This is a genomic window from Streptomyces sp. GESEQ-4 (assembly GCF_017948455.1).
Taxonomy (GTDB): domain Bacteria; phylum Actinomycetota; class Actinomycetes; order Streptomycetales; family Streptomycetaceae; genus Streptomyces.
Genome location: NZ_JAFFSU010000016.1, coordinates 141,726 through 160,642, shown reverse-complemented (window position 1 = coordinate 160,642; position 18,917 = coordinate 141,726). Strand labels below are relative to the sequence as shown.

At 69.6% G+C, this 18,917-nt stretch carries 17 protein-coding genes; 5 read left to right on the top strand and 12 right to left on the bottom strand.

Annotated features, from left to right (window positions below):
- The first annotated feature begins 157 nt into the window (after nt 1-157).
- Nucleotides 158-940 carry an SDR family oxidoreductase gene (locus tag KCH48_RS28125; RefSeq protein ID WP_374104719.1) on the top strand — a complete coding sequence of 261 codons (783 nt, stop codon included), beginning with the start codon at nt 158-160 and terminating at the stop codon, nt 938-940.
- A 262-nt stretch (nt 941-1,202) separates the two neighbouring features.
- Here the strand turns inward: KCH48_RS28125 and KCH48_RS28120 are convergent, their stop codons facing one another.
- Together KCH48_RS28120 and KCH48_RS28115 are read right to left on the bottom strand one after the other, a co-directional pair.
- The gene (locus tag KCH48_RS28120) at nt 1,203-2,198 is read right to left on the bottom strand and encodes an aldo/keto reductase (RefSeq protein ID WP_210577683.1); all 996 of its coding nucleotides are present in this window, start codon (nt 2,196-2,198) and stop codon (nt 1,203-1,205) included.
- 80 nt (nt 2,199-2,278) lie between these two features.
- On the bottom strand, nt 2,279-2,605 hold the full coding sequence (locus KCH48_RS28115) for a nuclear transport factor 2 family protein (RefSeq protein WP_210577682.1): 327 nt from the start codon (nt 2,603-2,605) through the stop codon (nt 2,279-2,281).
- 129 nt (nt 2,606-2,734) lie between these two features.
- Between KCH48_RS28115 and KCH48_RS28110 the strand changes: the two genes are divergently transcribed.
- Together KCH48_RS28110 and KCH48_RS28105 are read left to right on the top strand one after the other, a co-directional pair.
- Complete coding sequence (locus KCH48_RS28110; protein WP_210577681.1) at nt 2,735-3,301, top strand: DoxX family protein; 567 nt, start codon at nt 2,735-2,737, stop codon at nt 3,299-3,301.
- Between the two features lie 59 nt (nt 3,302-3,360).
- On the top strand, nt 3,361-3,717 hold the full coding sequence (locus KCH48_RS28105; protein WP_210577680.1) for a MazG-like family protein: 357 nt from the start codon (nt 3,361-3,363) through the stop codon (nt 3,715-3,717).
- A 69-nt stretch (nt 3,718-3,786) separates the two neighbouring features.
- Here the strand turns inward: KCH48_RS28105 and KCH48_RS28100 are convergent, their stop codons facing one another.
- Both KCH48_RS28100 and KCH48_RS28095 read right to left on the bottom strand, forming a co-directional pair.
- Nucleotides 3,787-4,218 (bottom strand): hypothetical protein, encoded by a 432-nt coding sequence (locus tag KCH48_RS28100; RefSeq protein WP_210577679.1) that lies wholly within the window; start codon nt 4,216-4,218, stop codon nt 3,787-3,789.
- Nucleotides 4,219-4,257: 39 nt separating this feature from the next.
- The gene (locus KCH48_RS28095; protein ID WP_246885983.1) at nt 4,258-5,442 is read right to left on the bottom strand and encodes a DUF418 domain-containing protein; all 1,185 of its coding nucleotides are present in this window, start codon (nt 5,440-5,442) and stop codon (nt 4,258-4,260) included.
- Between the two features lie 404 nt (nt 5,443-5,846).
- On the opposite strand from KCH48_RS28095, the gene KCH48_RS28090 reads away from it, so the two are divergent.
- Both KCH48_RS28090 and KCH48_RS28085 read left to right on the top strand, forming a co-directional pair.
- Nucleotides 5,847-6,632: a helix-turn-helix domain-containing protein gene (locus KCH48_RS28090; RefSeq protein WP_210577677.1), complete on the top strand. Its 786-nt coding sequence runs from the start codon at nt 5,847-5,849 to the stop codon at nt 6,630-6,632.
- Nucleotides 6,633-6,953: 321 nt separating this feature from the next.
- Complete coding sequence (locus KCH48_RS28085) at nt 6,954-7,772, top strand: helix-turn-helix domain-containing protein (RefSeq protein ID WP_210577676.1); 819 nt, start codon at nt 6,954-6,956, stop codon at nt 7,770-7,772.
- A 4-nt stretch (nt 7,773-7,776) separates the two neighbouring features.
- Here the strand turns inward: KCH48_RS28085 and KCH48_RS28080 are convergent, their stop codons facing one another.
- From KCH48_RS28080 to KCH48_RS28045, 8 genes are all read right to left on the bottom strand, one after another.
- On the bottom strand, nt 7,777-9,513 hold the full coding sequence (locus KCH48_RS28080) for a serine/threonine-protein kinase (RefSeq protein ID WP_210577675.1): 1,737 nt from the start codon (nt 9,511-9,513) through the stop codon (nt 7,777-7,779).
- Nucleotides 9,514-9,560: 47 nt separating this feature from the next.
- A complete protein-coding gene (locus KCH48_RS28075) occupies nt 9,561-9,842 on the bottom strand; it encodes a hypothetical protein (protein ID WP_210577674.1) in 282 nt (93 codons plus the stop codon).
- Between the two features lie 87 nt (nt 9,843-9,929).
- Nucleotides 9,930-11,441 carry a hypothetical protein gene (locus KCH48_RS28070; protein ID WP_210577673.1) on the bottom strand — a complete coding sequence of 504 codons (1,512 nt, stop codon included), beginning with the start codon at nt 11,439-11,441 and terminating at the stop codon, nt 9,930-9,932.
- Between the two features lie 12 nt (nt 11,442-11,453).
- A complete protein-coding gene (locus KCH48_RS28065) occupies nt 11,454-11,744 on the bottom strand; it encodes a hypothetical protein (protein WP_210577672.1) in 291 nt (96 codons plus the stop codon).
- A 124-nt stretch (nt 11,745-11,868) separates the two neighbouring features.
- Nucleotides 11,869-16,083: an FtsK/SpoIIIE domain-containing protein gene (locus KCH48_RS28060; protein WP_210577671.1), complete on the bottom strand. Its 4,215-nt coding sequence runs from the start codon at nt 16,081-16,083 to the stop codon at nt 11,869-11,871.
- A 263-nt stretch (nt 16,084-16,346) separates the two neighbouring features.
- The gene (locus KCH48_RS28055; RefSeq protein ID WP_246886012.1) at nt 16,347-16,880 is read right to left on the bottom strand and encodes a hypothetical protein; all 534 of its coding nucleotides are present in this window, start codon (nt 16,878-16,880) and stop codon (nt 16,347-16,349) included.
- Nucleotides 16,881-17,071: 191 nt separating this feature from the next.
- Nucleotides 17,072-17,749, bottom strand: a complete 678-nt coding sequence (locus tag KCH48_RS28050) for a response regulator transcription factor (protein ID WP_307840966.1) — start codon at nt 17,747-17,749, stop codon at nt 17,072-17,074.
- The gene (locus KCH48_RS28045; protein ID WP_374104720.1) at nt 17,746-18,906 is read right to left on the bottom strand and encodes a sensor histidine kinase; all 1,161 of its coding nucleotides are present in this window, start codon (nt 18,904-18,906) and stop codon (nt 17,746-17,748) included. Before KCH48_RS28045 ends, KCH48_RS28050 begins: the two co-directional genes overlap by 4 nt.
- Nucleotides 18,907-18,917 lie beyond the last annotated feature (11 nt).

Sequence of the window (18,917 nt, the reverse complement as noted above, 5' to 3'; positions counted from 1 at the left end):
ACGACCCCCGCTTGGCACGTACACAACACCCAGATGACGACCCAATGAGACTCCGGTTCGGCAGGCGCCCCAAAGGGGCGCGGGGAACTGCGCGACCAGCCACAACGAACCCGCAGACGACCGACGACCAACAGCGGCACTACTACGCTGCGGCGCCATGAACGCCATGCAAATGAACACGCAGACCGGCGACGGGACTCGCATCGCCGTAGTCACCGGCGCCGGCTCCGGCATCGGCCGAGCCGTAGCCGTAGAACTACTGCGCACCGGCTGGTCCGTGGCCCTGGCCGGAAGGCACCCCGAGACCCTGACGGAAACGGCCGCACTCGTACCCGAGGCCGCCGCCCTCACCGTACGGACGGATGTGTCACAACCGGAGGACGTCACCGCCCTGTTCGCCGCGGCGAAGGACCACTTCGGGCGCGTCGACCTGCTGTTCAACAACGCGGGAACGTTCGGCCCCGGCGGCGTACCGGTGGAAGACCTGCCGTACGACGCCTGGCGCCACGTCGTGGACACCAACCTCAACGGAGCGTTCCTGTGCGCGCAGGCGGCGTACCGGCAGATGAAGAACCAGGACCCGCAGGGCGGCCGAATCATCAACAACGGGTCGATTTCCGCCCATACGCCCCGCCCGCACTCCGTCGCCTACACGGCGACCAAGCACGCGCTGACCGGCTTGACGAAGTCACTGTCGCTGGACGGGCGGCCGTACGGCATCGCGGTCGGGCAGATCGACATCGGCAACGCGGCGACGGACATGACGGCCCGGATGCGGACGGGGGCGCTCCAGGCGAACGGCGAGGTCGCACCGGAACCCGTGATGGACGTGGCCGATGTGGCGCGCACGGTGCGGCACATGGCGGAGCTGCCGCTGGAGGCGAACGTGCAGTTCGCGACGGTGCTGGCGACCGCGATGCCGTACGTCGGACGCGGCTGACTGGCGCACCCCTAGCCCACAGGCTTCACAACGTGCACAACCGGAATGTGAAAGTCCGCTGCATTGCGGCCGGTGGGAGGCTTATGCTCAACCCCTCTCCACAAGAGCTTCACAGTCGGAGCATTCAGCTCCCGTCAGCCACTGTGAGGGGGGACAGGGGGGACATGGCAGCTGTTCCACGGCACCGGGCTGGGGGGTGGCCTCGCGAGGGACCGCGAGGTGCTCACCGGACCGTGGAACGGCTGCCATAAGGCCAGCTGGCTCACCGCCCCAGGATGCCGTCGATCTCGGCCAACTGGGCGGCGGTCAGCGGCCCTTGGGCGAGCGCGCCGGCGTTCTGCTCGGCCTGGGCGACCGTACGGAACCCCGGGATCGGCACGGTGCGCGGACTGCGCGCCCAGATCCAGGCGAGGGCGCCCTGGGCGAGCGTACGGCCGCCGCTGGTGAGGATGTCCTTGAGCGCGTCGACCCGCTGGACCCACTCCGGGTCCGCGCCCGCACCCTGCGAGAAGCCGGGCAGCCAGGCGGGCGGAGCGCTGCGGATGTCCCCGGCCTCAAGCGCCTGCCCGGCGGCCCGCTTCCCGGTCAGCAACCCCATCGCCAACGGGCTCCGGTTGATGCTGGCGAGCCCCAACTCCTCGCACAGAGCGAGCATTTCGGGCGCGTCCTGAAGAATGTTGAGCCGATGCTGTACGGCGGCACAGTGCGCGCCCTCCGCGAAGACGGCGGCGCGGGCGGGATCGTCGGTGCTCCAGGCGTACGACCGTATGAGCCCCTCGCGTACGAACTCCTCGCACGTCTCCCGGAGTTCGGCGGCCTTCTCGGTGTCGGCGTCGGAGAGGTGCAGCTGGTAGAGGTCGACGTAGTCGGTGTCGAGGCGGCGGAGGGAGGCGGTCAGGGCGCGGCGGGCGTACGCCGGGGAGTCGTCGCCGCCGGTGAGGGTGCGGGTCTCCTCGTCGAAGATGTTGCCCCACTTGGTGGCGAGGACCACGTCGGCCCGGCGCTTGCCGAGCGCCCGGCCGAGGACGCGCTCGCTGTGCCCGGCGCCGTAGGTGTCGGCGGTGTCGAAGAAGGTGACGCCGAGGTCGAGTGCGCGCCGGACGGCCCGTACGGACTCCTCGTCGTCGACCGTGCCCCAGCCGAGCGGCTGCCCGTCCGGGTCCTGCCACTCACCGCCGATGGCCCAGCAGCCGAAGCCGAGAGCGCTGACTTCGATGCCGGTGCGGCCGAGGGTCCTGGTGTGCGAGATCGTCTCCATGACCCGGGACGCTATGGGTTAGAGCGCACTCTAGGGCAAGGGCTTTCTGAGCGGGACCTCGTTGCGGTATCAGGGTCCGCTCACGCCTGGCCGGTCTCGAACCGCCGGATCTTGCCGCTGTCGTCGACGTCGAACCGCCACCGGGTGCGCATCTCGCCCCAGGTGTCGTTGCTGTAGCGGGCGACGAGGGCACGGCCGCCGTCGGACTCGCGGTCGACCTCCATGTGACCGTGGGAGTCGAAGATCTCCCGGTTGATCCAATCGTCGAGGTCACGGTCCGAGCCGTCGTCCGCCATCGTCGCGTCCGGGGTGAGCAGCGCCAGGAAGGCGTCGCGGTCATGCGCGTTGACGGCACTGACGAACTCCCGGACGGCCGGGTCGCTGAGGTTCTTGGGCTGAATCGTCATGACTGCCAGACAAACACCGCGACCCGGACCGCGCCACCCGTACGGCGGTCCGGGGAGGCCGGGTGGGTGTCATCGGTGGGACGGTGGAAACCCGTGGGACTGTCCTTGATGCCTGCTCCGGGAGTGACCGTGACCTGTTATGACCGACGCGACCTGGGCCTGCTGCTGCTCCGGCTGGGTACGGGCGGAGTGCTGGCCGCGCATGGCGCGCAGAAGCTGTTCGGCTGGTTCGGCGGACACGGGATCGAGGGGACCGGCCAGTTCATGGAGTCCGTCGGCTACCGGCCCGGCAAGGCGAGCGCCACGGCGGCGGGGCTCGCGGAGTGGGGCGGTGGCACGCTGCTGGCGCTGGGCCTGGCCACCCCGGCGGCGGGCGCGGCGGCGGCCGGCGGGATGGCGGGCGCGGCCGCGGTGCACGCACCGAACGGCTTCTTCAACCAGGAGGGCGGCTACGAGTACGCCGCGACCCTGGGCCTGGCCGCGACCGGCCTCGCGGTCACGGGCCCCGGCCGCCTCTCCCTCGACCACGCGCTCGGGCATGTCTTCGACCGCGGCTGGATGGTACCGGCGGCGCTCGGGGCGACGGCGGCGATGACTGCGGTGGTCATCGGGATGCGGAACAAGAGGCTGGACGAGGCGAAGAAGGAGGAGCAGGCGGAACAGTTCGGGGAGCAGGACGCCTTGTTCGGGGAGTAGGACGCCCTGTTCGGGAAGTAGGCGGGCTGCTCGCGGAACTGCCATGCCAAGCTGCCCGCATGACTGATCAGCGCACCTCCCCCGAGACCGCCGCCGAGACCGCCGCCGAACTCTGGACCGATATCGACGCCCTGTGGGCCTGGCTGGACGAGAACCGCGCCCTCGGCGACCAGGAGGGCCTGCTGTTCCTGCTCAAGTTGTCGGAAGAGGTCGGCGAGGTCGCCCAGGCGGTGATCGGCGCGACCGGCCAGAACCCGCGCAAGGGGAGGACCCACACCTGGGACGACGTCCAGTCGGAACTCTGCGACGTGGTGATCACGGCACTGGTGGCGCTGCGCACGCTGACTCCGGATACGCGTGAGGTGTTCACACGGCATCTGGCGAGGGTGAAGGAGCGTTCGCTGGGCGGGTCGTGAGCGCTGGCGGGGCGCGCCCTGAGCGACCAAGTGGCTGCGCCCGGTCTGGCACGACGCCGACTGGCAGATCTACCGCGTCACCGACTCAACCCCGCTGGCCACTCCCCCGGCCAGGGTGCTGCGCGCGGATGAGGCGGTCGTGAGCCGGAGGGTGCCACGCGCGGCGACGGTCACCGTGCGGGTCGCGTACTCGCCGTGGCTGTGGGGCCAACCGGAGTGCGAACGAACGCAATTACGGTACTTACGCACGGCCTCGCGCAAGCGCACTGTGGATGAGCTGCCGCAGCTCGGCCCGCGCCCCTCCATCAGCCCCGCCGGATCGGGCAGGCTCGCGCCCCCGGCGAAACCGAGGGTGATGTGCGCCTTGGCGATGTCGTTCCCGTCGACGGTGACGACGGCGTCGGGGAACAGCCGCAGGATGAGGGCGCAGGTCTCACGCCCGAGGTCGGCGACGGGCGCGTCCCGGGCGGCGAGGACTCGCTCGATGTCATCGTTCTCCACGCCGCGACAGTGACATGCCACGGTCCCCACCGCACCGGCTCAGCGACGACGCAGAGCCTTGCGCTGCACGGACTCCAGCGGCCCATGGGAGAACCGCCGCAGCCAGAGAGTCGACCCGACGACGAGCAGGACACAGACAGCTCCCCACAGTCCCATCACCCACCAGGGCCCACTGTCCGCAAAGCGCTCGGCGAGCCCGAGGCCGAGCCCGTAGCAGGCGAGCATGCACAGCAGGTTCTGGAGGACGTAGCAGGACAGGGCCGTACGCCCGACGGAGGACAGCCCGCGGGTGACGAATTCCGGGACCCACCCGCGGTCCAGAAGGACACCGATCAGCCCCATATACCCGAGGGCGACCACCGGAGCGGCGACATACCGCCCGAGAAAGAAGAACTCCTCGCCCCCCAGCCACAAGGCCGCGTTGAACGGAAGCCCCAGCCCCAACCCCCACACCGCCATCCGAGACCGCAGCCGCCGCCCGACGTCGCCCGCCGCGAACGCGCCGGCACGATGCAGCCGAACCCCGAGCAGAAACAGAAGGACCAGCAGCCCGAAGGAGATCACCGGCTCTATCCGAAGGGCGAAAGCATTCTCGAGCCGGAAGGAAATCTGATCGGCCCAGCTGCCGTGCGCGTACACGTCGACGGCGGCTTCGGACACCCCATTTCCGGAGCTTTCGGAGGGATCGGCCAGGAGGGCGAGGGTGATCAGCGACATCAGCACCACATGCAGACTCACCGACGCCCACATCACCACCCGCCGAACCCGATCGGAACGCGCCAGCAACCGGGCGACCAGCAAAGCGGTAAGGGCGTATCCCATCAGCACGTCGAAGCCGAAGACCAGCACGAAGTGCAGGGTGCCTTCGGCGAACAGAAACAGCGCACGGGACCGATATCCGCGCGGCCACGGAGTGCCCCGGCGGGCGGCGGAGTCGTACTGGATGGCCAGCCCAACACCGAACAGGATCGTCAGCAGCGACAGAAACTTCCCGTCCGCGAGAAACCGGAAGAGCGCCTCGACAGGCTCATCAACCGGATCCGGCATGGGCACACCCTGCAGAAACGCCCACTCGGAGCCGGGCGTCGCAAAGATCCACACGTTCGTCATGAGCGTGCCGAGAATCGCCGCGCCGCGGAGTACGTCGAGCAGTGGCAGCCGGGCCGGTGCGGAGGCAAGGGAGGCGGACACGGCGTCCTTGGACGCGCGGAGGCTGTTGGGCATACCTCCAGGTTCTCGGCGCTTTGCGGGGCGATCGTCGTGCGGCCGGACGAAACCGTCGTACATCCTTCGATGCAGCCGACCGGGGAACGGCGCTATCGGAAGGCGACCGTTCGCGCGGAACGTGCGATCCGCCTCGCCGAGGCGGGAGAGGAGCCCCACGGTGGCACGCCGCCACCGCCCTCACCCAGCGGGGCGCATGACCACACAGCACGGTGCCGTCCCGAAAGCTCTTTGACAACGGCCGTATTTCCGGCACCCATTCTTCAAGCTTCCGCCCATCCTTGGTGTGGAGGTGAGCAGTGCGTTACTTCTCAGAGCCGGAAAGTGGCTTGGAGCTGGCGTGGGAACAGCCTGATCAGCGATTACGTCCAGGGGTTGTCCAATACCGCGGGTACCGCCTGTCGTTGGGCAAGCCGAGAAAGCGGCTGGAAGTCCCCGACGGGGCTGTGACGCTGGTGCTCGGCTTCGAACACCAGCTGCGGGTCACCGACATCATCGACGGGCCGGACAGATCGCTGTCCGGAGAGCCCCGTGGCTCCCTGCTCTCCGCACTACGCACGCGGGCGACACTCGGCGAGCACAGCGGCAGCCTGTACGGGATGGAGATCGTGCTTGCCCCATGGGCCGCGTACACCCTCCTCGGGGTCGCCATGCACGAGTGGGCCGAGCGCATCATCGATCCGGCCGAGCTGGTCGGTAGCCGCGTTGGCCGGCTGACCGACTCATTGGCTTGCCTGCCGGACTGGGAACATCGATTCCGGCTGCTCGACACCACTCTGGGAATGTGGTCGGACCAAGGCCCCGCCTGCTCACCGCGCGTGGTGTGGGCGTGGTACGAGCTGCACCGCTCAGCGGGGACCATCCCCATTCGTCACCTGGCCGCGCAGACGGGATGGGGACTGCGGCAGTTCGAGAACCGGTTCCTGCAGCAGATCGGCCTTCCGCCCAAGGCTGTTGCCCGCATCATGCGGCTGCGTCGGGTACTGCGGCTGCTCGGAGGAGGCCGTACAGCGGCCGAGGCGGCACTGGCCTGTGGCTTCTCCGACCAGGCACACATGAGCCGGGAGGTACGGAAGATGACCGGCTTCCCGCCATCCCGCCTCCTGGCCGCACGTATGCCCGTGCCCGCCAATCCGCTGACGAATGACCGGATCCACGGCCAGGTCACCAGCTTCCGGTTCCCCGGGTGAGGCCCACCGATGCCGGACCGGGCGCCTCAACCCACTGCATTTGCGAATTTCTTCAAGACAGCACCGTGCCACGGTCGCAAGGATTGCCCTGCTGTGTAGCTTGCCCCGGCTTCATTGGGCGCAACCGGAGAGAGGGAAGGCCTCAGCGTCATTCAAGTGCGCTGAAGCGAACGACATGTCGCGCTGGAAGACCCGAGTTCCTGGGGAGAGGTAGCACCGCTCATGGTCTTGCAATTGCGATCACCACAGCCAGGGGCCGTACGGGCAGGAGACTGTGGTCGTCAAGGCCACGGGAACGAGCTGGAGTTGGGGCCGGTGTGGATGTCGGTGCTGCGTTTCCCCGCGCTGTCCGCACTGCCCCCAGCACGCACCGGTGGACCCGCCCAGTACCGCGATTCGCAGACCTGGCAGCTGGCCCTGGTGTCCGAGGAGCCGCTGGTGCTGGGAAAGAGTTCCGACGCCACCCGCCTGGCGCCCGGCGACTTGGTGCTGTGGGACCCATCGGAGCCGTTCGACGCGGCGGCTGTCGAAGAGGAAGAGCCGTCCCGGGCATTGGTCCTGCACTTGCCGGAAAGTGCGTTACCAGTGCCCCATCAGGTGCTGCGGGGCCTGGTAGCACGACCCGTGCCGTCCGAGACCGGGGCAGCGGCTCTCCTTGCACGCTTCGTCGAGGAGCTCGCAGGGCAGAAGGCGGCGATCAAGCCCCCGCAAGCGGCGTGGCTGGGGCGGGCGGTGGTCGACCTCGTGGCCGCGTTCCTCACCAGCGTCACCGACGTGCGGACCCTCGGGTCGTCGCTGCTGCGGCAGGCGGCTCTCCTCCAGGAGATCACCAGGTACATCGACCGTCATCTGAAGGACCCGGATCTGTCTCCGGCGGTGATCGCCGCGGCCCACCACATCTCGGTCCGGTACCTGCATCACCTCTTCCAGCAGGACAAGCGGACGGTCTGCGGATTCATCCGCGCGCGTCGGCTGGAACGCTGCCGGGCCGACCTGACCAACCCCTGTCTCGCGGGGCAGAGCGTGGGCTTGATCCGGGTGCGGTGGGGCTTTGAGGACGCGGCGGTGTTCAGCCGGGCCTTCAAGAAGGCGTATGGGCTCGCGCCCGGCGAATACCGCAAGCGGTGGACGTGTCTGTAGCGGCTCAGCCGCGGAGCGCCGGCCAGGTGTCCTCGCCTACCTTGCCGTCGGCGTGGAGGTTGTGGTTCTGCTGGAACCTCTTGACCGCCGACTGCGTGTCGACGCCGAAATCCCCGTCGACACCGCTGGGGCCGATGTCGTACCCGCGAGCCTTCAGGATGCACTGCACCTGGCGGACACGGTCTCCCTTGTGGCCATACAGGGTGAGCGCTGTGCCCGAGTAGAACCGGCAGGAGTCCCACGGCCGGGCCGGCGGGTCGGACGGGCCCGGATCGGCCGGGGCGGCGGTGACGTCGGGCGGATCCTGCGGGGGCGGTGCGGGTGCGGGGGTGTCGTCTCCGGGATCGCCCTCGCTGCCGCCATCGCTGTCACCGGGTGGGTTGTCGTCGGGCAGGTTGCCGGACGACGGGTCATTCTGTCCCGGCGGGTCCTTCTCGTCCGAGCCGGAGCCGGAGTTGGAGTTGGAGCCGGAGGCCGACGGCTTGTCCGGGGAAGGGTTCTTAGAGTCGCCGTCGGACGACCCCGTAGCCGTGGCGGAAGAACCCGGCCGCGCGGCCTCGCTCGATGACGAGGATTCCGATCCGGGCCCGACGAAGTAGAACACTCCCGCGGCCACCGCGACCACACACGCTGCGGCGCCCCAAGCGAGGCCGCGCCGACGCTTGCGCGGCGTGCCCGGTGCGACCGTGGGCTCCGGTGCTCCGCGCCGGAGAACGGTCAGTTGGTCCATGGGCGACACGGCTGCCGCGTGGCCGCTCCAGCCGCTGCGGGACTCGATCAGTTCGACCAGCGGTCGCGGCCACTCCTGCGCCGGGGCGTGCGCACGCGCGGTGTCGATCACTTCCTGAGGGCTGGGTCGCTGGGCAGGGTCCTTCTCCAGGCAGCGGCCGACCAGTTCGGCGAGGGCCGGTGCGGTCTGGGCGAGCGCGTCGAGCACCTCTTGGCTCGGCGGCGAGTACACCACCCGGTGGATGACTTCGAGGGTGGCCCCCTCGCCGAACGGTGCCCGTCCGGTTGCCGCGTGGGCCAGTACGGACCCGAGCGAGAACACATCGGAAGGGGTCCCGGCCTCCCGCCCGTTCCCCTGCTCGGGAGACATGAAGGCCGGGGTGCCCACCTGCTGGCCGGTCATGGTGAGCGCACTGGCGTCGGCGGTGTGGGCGACACCGAAGTCGATGACCCGCGCCCCGTCCGCGCCGAGCAGCACATTGGACGGCTTCAGGTCACGGTGCACGATGCCGGTGGCGGCGATGGTGGCGACCGCCTCGCCGATTTCGGCGGCAAGACGCCACACGACGGGGGCGGGGAGCGGGCCGAAGCGCCGCACGGCGTCGTCGAGGCCGAGGCCAGGGACGTAGGCGGTCGCCATCCACAGCTGCTCCTCGTCGTCGAAACCCGAGCCGAGCAGTGCGGCGGTGTACCGCCCGTGCACCCGTCGTACGGCCTCCACTTCCCGCTCGAAGCGGCGCCGGAACCGTTCGTCCTCGGCGTGCTCGGGCCGGATCACCTTGACGGCCACCAGATTTCCGGCGCCATAGGCGGCTCCGCCCGCTTCGGCATCCGCATCCGCCTCCCGCGCGAGGTACTGCCGCCCCATGCCCCCGCCGCCGAGCCGGGCGAGCACCCGGTACGGCCCGATCACCACGGGATCCGCGCGACGCAGTGACTCCGCGCCGAGCCTGGCGAGATCGGCGGTGGTCAGCTCTCCGGTCCAGGGGTGCGCCGGGTCCAGCTCAGGCATGGGAGATTCCTAGGGAGTATGGCTGTACGTTCCTCGGCGGATTCGGGTCAGGCGTTGCCGCCGGCTTGGGAGATGTTCCGCAGGATCGTGTCGAACTTCCTCTGGAATTCCTCAAGGGACTGCTTGATCTTGTTCAGGTCGGCCTGAGCACCATGCCATGCCGTCCGGAACTCGGCGGCGTGCTTGCCGTCCCAGTGGCTCTGGTCGCTGAGGATGTTTCCGGCGGAGGAGAGCTGGCCGATGGACTGCTGGAGTCCGCCGTTGATGATGCCGAGGAACTTGCGGCTCGCGGCGTGCGCGGCGTCGTCTACCTTTACTGTGCCTGACATGGTGATGTCGCTCCTGATTCGTCGGGTATTTCTCGCGTAGTTCGCGGTTGTTGATCGAGGGCTTGGGTGCGGCGGCGCCGATGCGGGCTACGGCTGACCCCATAGCCGCAGGGAGTCGTCCAGGAGGCGGCGACCCTCGGGGGACTGAGCCCACAGGCCCATTTCATTAAGGGCTTCGTATTGCCTATTCCGGGGGTTGCTCAGCCAACTCCGCCATCTGTCGAAGTCGCTGCCCTGGTACAGGTTGACGAGCACCGGAACGTTCTGCCGAATGGACGGACGATTCTGGAAATCTTCCGTCACCGCAGCGTATTTCGCAAGGATTGCGGCGATATACCGGATCGAACCGTCGGACGTGGTCAGGACGTCCTGACGACCTAGATTCCCTTGCCGGGGAAGAAGTTCCCCCTCAACATCCGCCGCGACCTCGGAGTCAATGTGGACCTTTCCTGGCCCCATCGACTGGTGATAGTTGAGCGGAGGTACAGCAGGAAGCTGCCCTCTGAAGGCGCGTACCGCCTGGTTTCCCTTGTTGTGAAGCGCCTCCCATGCTATGGCTGCGACAATGGCCTTCGGGTCGATGTTCCGCGCACGAGCCTCCTGGAGAATCGTGTCCTTGTGGAACTCGATCCAGCTCAACACGGCCAGTTCGTCACGGGAGTAGGGCTTTCCGTTGCGATCCACACCGTGCGGAGCCACGGACGGGTAGGGCAGGTTGTTCGCGAACCGGAGTTCCCAGGAGAGGTTCGCGGGGGTGGCGGGGGTATCGCCGGGGGGCCACGACGGATGCGTCTTCAGAATCTGCATCAGGAGGGGACGCAGTTCCGGGTTCTGCGACGCCGAACCGTCCCAGAGCGACCGGAACTCGGGGTCGTCCATGTGGTAGGCGAACTGGGCGGAGGCCGCCGGATTGGCAAGCAGCCCTTTGAGAAACGCCGTCTGCTCGGCCGGCGTGATGAAGTAGTGGTCCACGTTCACCGGGAACCGAGTGTCGACCGCGAGCCAACCCAGCCCTTGAGCAACGCTGTCGGCCGTGCCCTTGCTGACCGCACCACTCGCGAACGCGCTCACGAGCGCTTGAATTCCGGTGGGGTCGGACATCATCCGCTCGATCTGGCGCCGCTCGAGGCCGTTGAAGAACCCCGCGTTGAAATACGGGTCGTTGGCATGCCGGGCCAGCTCGTCGGTGATTTCCTTGAGGTTGACGCTGCCCGGGTTCTTCTCCATGCGTTTCGCGAGCGCGGCGCCCGCGTCCATCCGTGCCTGGTTCACGTACTGCGCCTGCAACCGCTGGAAGACGGCGTTGACGGACTTCTCCTGGACGGAGATCGGCATGGTGGGTTTCCGGACGTTGGCCCCGTTCACCTCCATGAACGCCTGCCCCACCGTCCGCACGTCCCGGTCCGTGTAGAACGCCGCGGCAATCTCCCGCGCCAAGGCGGAGTCGAGACCGGAGCACGAAGTCCCGCCGCCGCTCTCGTACGCCCGCAATGCGGGGGTCAGGACCGCGCGGACCCACGTCTGCAGTTGTTCTGCCCCACGCGTGCAGTGGTCCGCGTACGCGTAGAGGTGCTCCGGAATTGCCGAGACCGTCGCCATGCGCCCCACCCCTTAATTCTTCTGCTGCGCATGCTGGGCGCGGGCCTGCTCGGTGGCCTGGCCCACCCGCGCATGAAGCCGGCGAGCCTCGTCCATGAGGTCACGCAGGGCCGCTTGCTGGCGGGCGAAGTCGCGTTCGTAGTGATTGCGTTTCGCGCCCTGCCAGTTGTCGCTGTGCGGAGTGCTCAGGAGCGCCTTGCGCCGCCCGTTGCGAAGCCACAGAAACCAGTCGATCCTCTCGATGCACTGCTTTAGTGCCCGGCTCAGCTGATCGGCCGCGTCATAGTCGTACTCGGGTGGCATCCGTCTTTTCCCCCAGCGTGGCCCCTGTGTGGATCACACAAGGAATTGTCAGCTCCCGTGCCGCCAGGTGTCATTGACCTCAGGCGCACTGTGGTTGGTCCTGCGTGCACTGCGCGGCACCAGCTCACTGGGCCACCTGCAATCCCCCTGCCACCCCATCCACGACCAGATAGCCACGGCCCGGCAGCGCCTGCATCCGGTCGTGGCGCGGGAGTTCGGTGCCGAGCAGGTCGCCGTCCAGATCGTGGTCCGGGCAGAGCAGCACTCCGCAGCGGCTCTCGCGAACCTTCTGCGTCCAGTGACCGAAGGCACGACGCAGCGAGTCGGCGCGGCCCGCCGCGATCAGGTGGCTGCCGGGAGGCGGAGCCGCCAACCACCGTTCCAAGACACCGAGTTCGTCCTCCACCGCCTCCGCGTCGTCCACCAGCAGGAGGGTCGGTCCGGCCGAAGGAGACGTGAACAGCGTCTCCTCCAGGGCGTCGTACGTCGCCACGGAGGCTGTCAGACCGGGCACCTCCCGCAGCGGGGAGCGTCGCGGCGCGAAGGCCACGACCGCCGGTGGGACGGCCCGGGACGTCAGCGCCAGGCGGGCGATCGTGCACAGCGCCGTACTCCGCCCCGACCTCTGCGGCCCCGCGATCAGAGCGTGTTCGTGTTCGTAGAAGCGCAGGCCCGCGCAGTCGAGCGTCTCCGAGTTCAGGCCGATCGGGATCCACCAGGGGTCGGTGTCCGTGGATACCGGCGCGGTGAGTGCCGTCACGCTCACTTCGGTGGGCAGCAGGCCCACTGCGGGGGCGCTGCGCATCGCGCCCGGCCACCGCCCCGCGCTCTCCTCCACCGCCGCAGCCAGGTCCTCCCCCGCCCAACCGATCTGGATGACCTGCCGGTTGGCGGCGACCAGGGCCCGCCCGGGGACATACGTGGGGACCGAGCCGCGCGGCACGTCGAAGTAGCCGTACTCGCCCGGGTCGGCCAGGCGGAGCAGCAGTTTCGTCTGGGTCAGGGCCGACCAGGGCGAGGGCACCGCTCCCGAGCGGTCGGCGCTCACTGCGAAGCGGATGCCGACCGCGGGGCCGTCGGCGTAGACGCGGGCGAGTTCGTCGATGAGGTTCATGCCCGCGACGTCCTTGTCGAAGTCCGAGAGGAGGGCGCCGAGGTTGTCCAGGAGGACCAGCCAGTCTGAGAACTCCGAGGGGCCCTGTGCCTTGCGGGCATCCAGTTCGCGGCGGAGGAGTTTGATCAGGCGGGTCTGGCGTTCGCGCTCGGCTGAGCCGATGTGGGCACCGGTGTGCGGGAGTTCGGCCAGCGGGGCGAGGTCGCCCGCGCCCAGGTCGAGGGCGAACAGGTGCAGGCGGTCGGGCGGTGTGGCGTCGGCCAGGGTCAGGGCGAGCGCGGCCAGCGCGCTTGATGTGCCCGAGCCGCCTGCGCCGTAGATCAGGATGTTGCCCGCGGCTGGGTCCCAGCCGACGGCGTACTGCCGCTGGCGGTCCGGGTCATCGGCCAGCGCCCACGCGGGCAGCCCTTCGATCTCGGTGTGCAGGCCGCGCTCGGCCACGGCCGGGAGCTCCGTACGGTGTACGACGGCGGGCAGTGGGTCGGGCCAGGGGCGCCGCGGCGCGTCGAATCCGGCGAGCGTGGCCGCCTCCCGCGCGGCCGTGACCAGCCGCCGCAGGTCGGTCTCGCCGTTCTCTGCAGTCGTGGCCGAATCGTCGAACCTCAGACCGAGCAGGTATGGCGCGGCCGTCACCGGGGCGGTCACCTCGGCCTCCGGGGTGACGCCGGTGGACAGCGCGGTCTGCACCGGCAGCACCTCCCGTGCACTGAGCCGGTAGTAGGCGCGTCCCCACTGCCGGGTGCCGATACCTGCGGCGGCCGGGTTGTCGATGACGTCCTGCGAGTCGCCGGTGCTCTCCAGGCGCAGTGCGATACGCAGTTTGACGTTGTTCTTGATGGCGTCGTTCACCGATCCCGCGGGTCGCTGCGTGGCCATGATCAAGTGAACGCCGAGGGTGCGTCCGCGCTGCGCGATGCTCACCAGTGAGTCCACGAAGTCCGGCAGGGCCTTGACCAGGGTGGCGAACTCGTCGATCACTACGGCCAGCCGGGGCATGGGCTCCAGGTCCTGGCGCCCGGTGTCGCGCAGCCGCTGGTAGTCGCGGATGTGGCTCAGGCTCACCTCGCGCAGCAGGCGTTCGCGGTGGCGGAGCTCGGCGTCCAGACAGCGCAGGGCACGTTCGCTCAGTTGCTCGTCGAGGTCGGTCACCAGGCCGACGGTGTGCGGCAGTTCGGTGCACTCGTCGAGGGCACCACCGCCCTTGTAGTCCACCAGGGCGAAGGTCAGGTGTTCCGGGTCGGTGGCGACGGCCATGCTCGCGATGAGCGTGCGCAGCAGCTCGCTCTTGCCCGAGCCGGTGGTTCCGGCGATCAGTGCGTGCGGCCCGTCGTCGTCGAGGTCCACGGTGAACAGGTCCCGCTCGGTGACGCCGAGCACGGCACCCACCCGCAGCTCCGGAGCCCGCTGCCGCCAGCGGTCGCCGACCGCCGCACCGTTCACCTTCGGCAGGTCGAGCAGCGGCAGCAAGGAGATCCGGTCGGGCAGCCCCGCACCTTCGATGCGCAGCTCCGGGTCCTCGAAACGCGCCAGCGCCCTGGCCGTGGCGAGTGCCTCGGCGAGCGGCATGCCGCTCAGCAGCACATTCCGTACCACCTCGTCGGAGGCGACGTCACGTACCTGTCCGGCGCCCTCTGCCGGGGCGGTGACCACCGAGGTACACAGGGCGGGCAGCCGCGTGGTGAGCACCAGCCCCGCGCAGCGCACCGAGGCGTCGGCGAGCAGATCGCGCAGCGGACAGGGCCGGCCCTCGAGGAGGGTGGCGCCGTCCACAACCACCACAAGCACCGGTCCGTGGCCGTCCTCCGTACGCGGCGGCGCGGCGGTCAGCAGGCTTCGGGCCAGTGCCTCGGACTGCTCAGGGCCGACCGCCACCAGCCGGGTCGTCCCGGACTGCGCGTCCGCGCCGTGCGGCAGCCACTTCGTCCAGTCCCAGTCGGCGAGCCGGTCCGGGTCGGTGAACACCGCCACCGTCACATCCGCCGGCCCGCTGCCCACCACGGCCTGGCACAGCAGGGACCGCGCTACGGCGAGACACGCCCGCCGGTTCCCCTCCAACCCCACCGCCTCGCCGGCCGATACGCCGACCACGACCGGCACCTGTGGCAGGGTGCTTCGCGCGCGCAGGATCTCCGCCACCTCCGGAGCGGGCCCCGAGGACTCGGTCTCCTGCGGGGGAGCCCAGGGCAGGTCGGCGTAGCCGACGACCGCCTTGAGGAAATCCGGCGCGCCCGGGCGCCGCTCCCAGAGCGCGACTCCCGGCGCCGTCGCGCGGTGGACCACCTCCGCGAGATCGGGATGGGCGGTACGACGGATACGTACCTCTGCGCCATGACGAGCCGTCATTTCCGTTTCGAACTCCGCGACCCGAACGGCGTGTTCACGCAGGCCACGGCGGAGAGCGAACCTGCCGCGCAGGCGCTCTTCCGCGAAGTTCGCCACGAACATCAACGGGGTGAGCGCCGCGATGGCCGCGTAACGTATGTCGCCGGTCATGCCGACGATCGCGGCGGCCAGGATCAGCGGGCCGAGCATGCTGGAAATGCTGAAGGGCGCCTTGTCCGCGTGCTGCGGCGGCGCAGGGACGGCGATGCGCGGCGGGTCGGCCGGCCTGCCACCCCGTGGCGCGCGATTGAAGGGCAGGGTTCCGCTGGGTCCCGCTTCCCGGAGCGGGTTGACTCGCTGCACAGGACCGAGGCGGTCCGGCGGCAGGATACGCAGCAGCACTTCGCCGCCCAGCGAGATCAGGTCGTCCGACTGGACCCGGACAGTCCCGGAGATCCTTTCGCCGCCCACGTCGGTGCCGTTGGCCGACCCCAGGTCGGTGATCAGCACCTGACCGTCGACCGACACCTCCACTGCGGCATGCAGCCGCGACACCCCCGTGCCCACCACTCGCACGTCCGCCTCGGCTCCACGGCCGATGACCGTCCTGCCCACCTGCAGGGGGATGCTGGCCCCTGCCTCCAGACCCCCGACCACCCGTAGGACAGAGGCTGGCCCGCGACGTCCGGTGGCGGAGCCCCAGCCCGCGCGGGCCAGCCGCGATCCGTGGACGAGACCGGACTCGTACAGCCCGGTACTCGGCGGCGCCACCCGGCCGTCGACGCTCAGCGCGCTCGCGGGGATGCCCAGAACTGTTGCCAGGTCGGCGAGCGTCGCGTCCGGCCGACCGATCCGCAGTTCCAACTCTCGCTCGGATTCACCGTCGGCGAAGACGATCCGCACCGTGCAATCCCTCCAGACTGGGGCCGAGTATGAGGGGCTTATCGAGTCTTGCGCGCACCTCCTCGGAAGGCATTGGCAGCGAGCGCATGGTCTTTGACCGAGTGCGCAATCAGACGAGGGGGCGCGCTTCGTCGGCGCGGCCCCCAGGGCCCGCGCCTGACGAACGGCCCTCAGTCCCTCGACCGGCTGCTCCGCGCAGCCGTACCGGGCCCGCTCTGGGTCAACCACCCATCGCGCATTGCGGTGGCCGACTACAAGCCCGCTCAGCTCGTTCTCGCCCAGCAGCTCGGCTTCACCGTCCCGCCCGGTGACAGAACCTGCAGCGACAGCGGAACCATCACCGCCCGTAACGCCGACCGCCATGGCCCCCACAGCAGGCCGCGTAACCTCTCGCACTCGCAGGCAGACACATCGGCCGAGACCGCGCACGATGCCTCGGCAAGCCGCGACCGCAGCTCCTCCTCCACTACGCGCAGTGTCTCGGTGGCCGATGCGATGTCGCCGACCTGGTTGCGGATCCGGTCCACAGACCGTTGCCAGACGGCGTCGACCGGCACCCATCGGTCCGGCTGCTCACTCGCAACGAGGAAACGCCGGGTCCATACGCCCATGAACCACCCATCGGTGATCACCGCCGGCGGCACCGAAGGCACGGAGTCCCACAGGCGGACGGGTCCACCCAGGTTGATGAACAGATGCGCCGACGGCATCGGCGGGATGTTCATCCGGCGGTGACGCGGCACCCCGGTCAGGCAGTAGATGTCGTCGATGAGCCGGTCGGGCGGCGGGGCGGGCACCCGGCCGACGTATTACATGGACTCAGTGTGGCCGACGGGGGTTCGGTTCGCGAGGGAGCTGATCGGACACGGATCGGCCGACGGCCGTGGCCAGGAGCAGGCCACGCGCATGAACCACCCGCGCACCAGCGGCTCGCAGAACGAAGACGCCCCGGCCGTATGCCGCCCCGGACGCCGATCATCGACGGTCATCAGGTCACCAGCCCGTGCCGGTAGGCGTAGACGACGGCCTGGACGCGGTCTCGGAGACCGAGCTTGGTGAGGATGCGGGAGACGAACGTCTTGACGGTCTCCCGGCTGATCATCAGGGCCGCGGCGATCTCGCTGTTGGACAGGCCGTCCGCGATCAGGCGCAGGACCTCCAGTTCGCGGGGGGTCAGCGGAATGTTCTGGGCCGGGCCGTCCTCGGCGGGACGGATACGGGCGGCGTACTTGCCCACCAGTTGACGTGTCACCTCGGGGTCCAGCAGGGCGGCGCCCACGGCCACGGTGCGGATGCCGTGCAGCAGCCGGTCCGGCGGCGCGTCCTTGAGCAGGAACCCGCTGGCCCCGGCGCGCAGCGCCTCGTAGACGTATTCGTCGAGGTTGAACGTCGTCACGACGAGCACCTTGGCGGGGTGCGGCACCCCGGACCCGGCCAGCAGCCGGGTGGCCCCGATACCGTCGAGTCCCGGCATACGGATGTCCATCACGACGACGTCCGGACGCAGCCGGCGGACGAGATCGACGGCGGCCTGTCCGTCGCCGCACTCGCCGGCCACCTCCATGTCGGGCTGGGCGTCGATGATCGTCACCAGCCCAGTGCGGATCAGTAGTTGGTCGTCGCAGACCACGACCCGGATCGGCGCTGTCGGGATCGGCACTGTCACGAGGGGGCCTTGGCGGGGATGCGCGCCCGCACCACGAACCCGCCGCCCGTGCGCCGACCCGCGCTGAACTCGCCACCCAGGACGTCGACCCGCTCCCGCAGCCCGGCCAGGCCGCGTCCGCTGCCGCCGGGGGATGTCGCCCGCGAGCCGGATGCCTCCGTAGTGACTTCCACGGTTATCTCCTTGTCGCCGTGGCGCACCATAACCGAAGTGCGAATGCCGTGGGCGTACTTGAGGGCGTTCGTCAGGGCCTCCTGCACCACCCGGTAGGCCACCAGGTGGGCGCTGCCGGTGGATTCCGGCGGGGTGCCCTCCTCGGTGAACTCCACCGGCTGGCCCGCCCTGCGCGTCTGTTCCACCAGGGTGCCGAGGCTGCCGCCATGCGAAGTCATGTCCTCGGACGGCCGCGTGCTGTGGTCGGGGTTGAGCAGGTCGAGCAGGTGCCGTAGGTCCCCGATGGCCTGTCGGCCGGTTTCCGAGACGGCGGTCAGGGCTTGTTCGAGGCGCTCGGGAGCGGAGGTCAGATAGCGGGCCGCTTCGGTCTGCACGACCATCGCCGTCACATGGTGGGTCACCACGTCGTGCAACTCGCGGGCGATACGGGTGCGTTCGGCGGTGCGGGTCTCCTCGGCGACATGGCGCCGACGTTCGGCTTCCGCGATGCGGGCGGCGCGCAGCCACGCCCCCATACCCCAGACCAGGGCCGTCGCCACGTAGAACATCACGAACCCGCTCGTCGACTCGCCCGAGCCGAGCCGGGAGAGGACGACGGCCAGCGGTACGTACGCCACGGAGAGGGCCAGGGCGGTGGCGCGGCGGTGCTGCTCCACCCGGGACCCGGCGCCCAGCAGCGCGAGGGCCAGCGCCGTACCGGCCAGCGAGTGGTAGCCGAGCAGTTGGTCCAGGGCGAAGCCCACCGACACCAGTGCCATGCAGGCCACCGGCCATCGGCGGCACATCATCAGCGGGAGGCTCTCCAGGGCGATGACCACTACGGCCAGCCCGTCCCAGGGCCGGTTCGGGACGCCGCCGAGTTGTGTGCCGTGGCTCTGCAGCGAGGGGAGGAACGACGCGGCCAGCAGCAGCGGGCCGAGGACCAGGTACCAAGCCGTCACGTCGAACTGGAGCCACTGGCCCGGGGTCCGGCGGAGCCGGATGCGGAGGAAGG